At 69.2% G+C, this 3491-nt stretch carries 1 protein-coding gene; it reads right to left on the reverse strand.

The features are described from left to right. Nucleotides 1-3380: SDR family NAD(P)-dependent oxidoreductase (locus ACLQ2R_RS39365; RefSeq protein ID WP_425966523.1), on the reverse strand; the 3380-nt coding region annotated here is incomplete at its 3' end. Nucleotides 3381-3491: the final 111 nt, after the last annotated feature.

Here is a 3491-nt window from a genome sequence, read left to right on the forward strand (position 1 = left end):
CGCCCCGCCTGAGCACGCACCGCCCCCACCGAACGCCCCGACACCACCCAAGGAACCACCACCCCCACCGAATCCACCGAGACCCCAGCCGAAACCTCTACCGCCGAACCCGCCACCGATCCCGCCACCGGAGCCGGAGCAGGAGCAGGAGCCGACTCCACCACCGGCTCCTCCAGCGGAGCCTCCTCCACGATCACATGCGCGTTCGTCCCACTGATCCCGAACGACGACACCCCCGCCCGACGCACACCCTCCCCCCGCTCCCACACCCGCGCCGACGTCAACAACTCAACGGCTCCGCTCTCCCAGTCCACCTGCGACGAGGGCGCATCCACGTGCAGCGTCTTCGGCATCACCCCATGCCGCATCGCCTGAACCACCTTGATGACCCCCGCCACCCCAGCAGCGGCCTGCGTGTGCCCCATGTTCGACTTGATCGACCCCAACCACAACGGCCGACCCCGCTCCCGGCCCTGACCATACGTCGCCAGCAACGCCTGCGCCTCGATCGGATCACCCAACCTCGTCCCCGTCCCATGCGCCTCCACCACATCCACCTGATCGGCACCCAGCCGAGCATTGGCCAACGCCTGACGAATCACCCGCTGCTGAGCCGGACCATTCGGCGCCGTCAACCCATTCGACGCCCCATCCTGATTCACCGCACTACCCCGAACCACCGCCAACACCCGATGACCACGACGACGAGCATCCGACAACCGCTCCACCACCAACACCCCCACACCCTCACCCCAACCCGTCCCATCAGCCGCATCCGCAAACGACTTACACCGCCCATCACGCGCCAACCCACCCTGCCGACTGAACTCCACAAACGTCTCCGGAGTCGCCATCACCGCCACACCACCGGCCAACGCCAGATCACACTCACCCGACCGCAACGCCTGCACCGCCAGATGCAACGCCACCAACGACGACGAACACGCCGTGTCCACCGTGACCGCCGGCCCCTCCAACCCCAGCGCATACGCCACACGACCCGAAGCAATAGCCCCCGTACTACTGTTAAAGGCGTAATCGTGATACATCATCCCCGCGAACACACCCGTCGCACTCCCACGCAACGACACCGGATCAATCCCGGCCCGCTCGATCGCCTCCCACGACACCTCCAGCAACAACCGCTGCTGAGGATCCATCAACAACGCCTCATTCGGACCGATCCCGAAAAAGCCCGCGTCGAACTCCCCCGCCTCATGCAAGAACCCCCCGACCCCCACATAACTCGTCGCCTCCCGCTCACCGGCCGGATCCACCACACCCGGATCCCACCCACGATTCACCGGGAAGGGCGAGATGGCCTCGACGCCACCGGCGACGAGCTGCCACAGGTCTTCCGGAGACATGATCCCGCCCGGATAACGGCAGCTCATCCCGACGATGGCGATCAGGTCGTCGTCCGTACCGGTCCGGGCCGCGGTGACCGCGATCTCGTCCGCACCACCGGTCACCTCGTCGAGCAGGTATCTCGCGAGCACGACCGAGCTCGGGTAGTCGAACACCAGGGTCGCCGGAAGGCGGAGACCGGTCGCCGCGTTCAACCCGTTGCGGAGTTCCACGGCGGCGAGCGAATCGAACCCGAGTTCACGGAAGGCACGATCCGCGTCGATCGCCTGCGGACCGGTGTGACCGAGCACCATGGCCGCCTGGGTTCGCACGATCGTCAGCAGCGAGTCCAGCCATTCCTCCTCCGGCAGGGCGGCGAGGCGCTGGCGAAGCGTGTCCGCGTCGACCCTGATCCCGGACGCGACGCGACGGGTCACAGGCACCAGATCGCGGTACAGCTCCGGCAGGGACTCTCCCCGGACGCGCAGTCCGGAAAGGTCCAGACCGATGGGGACCAACGCCGGCTCGGCGACACCCACCGCCACATCGAACAGTGCCAGCCCCTCCTCCAGGGACAGCGGCTGGACTCCGCCCTGGGCGAGACGCTGACGGTCGGCGGTGTCCATGCCGCCGGTCATCCCACCGGCCTGGTCCCACAGTCCCCACGCCAGGGAGTGGGCGGGCAGGCCGTTGGCCCGGCGGTGCGCGGCCAGACCGTCCAGGTAGGCGTTGGCGGCGGCGTAGTTGCCCTGGCCCGGCGCACCCATCACACCGGATGCCGAGGAGAACATCACGAACGCCGACAGGTCCTTGTCCCTGGTCAGCTCATGGAGGTTCCAGGCAGCCGTCGCCTTGGGCGCGAACACGGCGTCGATCCGCTCGGGCGTCAGGGACGTGATCACCCCGTCGTCCAGCACACCGGCCGCGTGGACGACCGCACCGATGTCACGGCCGGCCAGCACCTCGGCCAGCACCGCCCGGTCCGCCGCGTCACACACCACGACGTCGACCTCGGCGCCCAGGTCCTTCAGGTCCGCCACCAGCTCACGAGCTCCCGGAGCGTCGATCCCGCGCCTGCTCAGCAGCAGCAATCGGTCCACTCCATGCCGCGTCACCAGGTGACGCGACAGTTCGGCGCCCAGAGCGCCGGTTCCACCGGTGATCAGCACCGGTCCCGCGAGCCGGACGGGCTCGGCCGGGGTCGTGACCCGGCGGAGGCGTGGCACGAACGTCTGTCCGGCGCGAACGGCGACCTGGGACTCACCCGAGCCCAGCACCAACCCGAGATCGGCCTCCTCCGCGTCCGCCAGGACGAACACCCCCGGATTCTCCGACTGCGCCGAACGCACCAGACCCCACACCGCGGCACCGTCGAGATCCGTCACATCCTCACCCGGCAACGCCACCGCACCCCGGGTCAACACCACCAACCGACCGGCCCGCTCCTCGACCAGCCACGCCCGCAACTCCTCCAGCACCTGACCAACCCCGACCGCCCGCAGAACGACCACATCGGACACGTCGGTTTCCGGGGCCGCGACGAGCTTCCAATCGACCCGGTAGAGCGAGTCGTGGACGGCTGGGCGAGGGCCGGTGAGCCGGTCGGCGTCGACCTCCCGGAGCACCAGCGACTCGACGGTGGCGACCGGCAACCCGGTGGCATCGGCGATGTCCAGCGAGACCCCGGAACCTCGCGGCCGGACCCGTACCCTGAGCGCGGGGGCGCCCGAGGCGAGGAGTCGTACGCCGGACCAGGCGAACGGCAACGCCGCTCCCTCGGTGACACCCGCGAGGGCGACCGCGTGCAGGGCTGCGTCGAGCAGGGCGGGGTGGAGGCCGAACCGGTCACCTTGGACCTGGTCAGGTAAGGCGACCTCGGCGAAGAGCTCATCGTCGCGCCGCCATGCGGCACGCAGACCCCGGAAGGCCGGCCCGTACGCCAGGCCCACAGCGGCCAGGTCTTCGTAGAAGCCTTCGGTGTCCACCGCGGTCGCGCCCGCCGGAGGCCACTGCGCCAGGTCGAAGGCCGCCATGTCCGTACCCGTGGAGACGACACCTTGGGCGTGGTGGATCCACTCCTCCCCGTCGCGGGAGTAGACGCTGACCGTTCGCGCCCCCTCCTGATCCGCTCCGCCGACGATGAC

The organism is Streptosporangium sp. DT93, from assembly GCF_049844535.1.
Lineage (GTDB): Bacteria > Actinomycetota > Actinomycetes > Streptosporangiales > Streptosporangiaceae > Streptosporangium.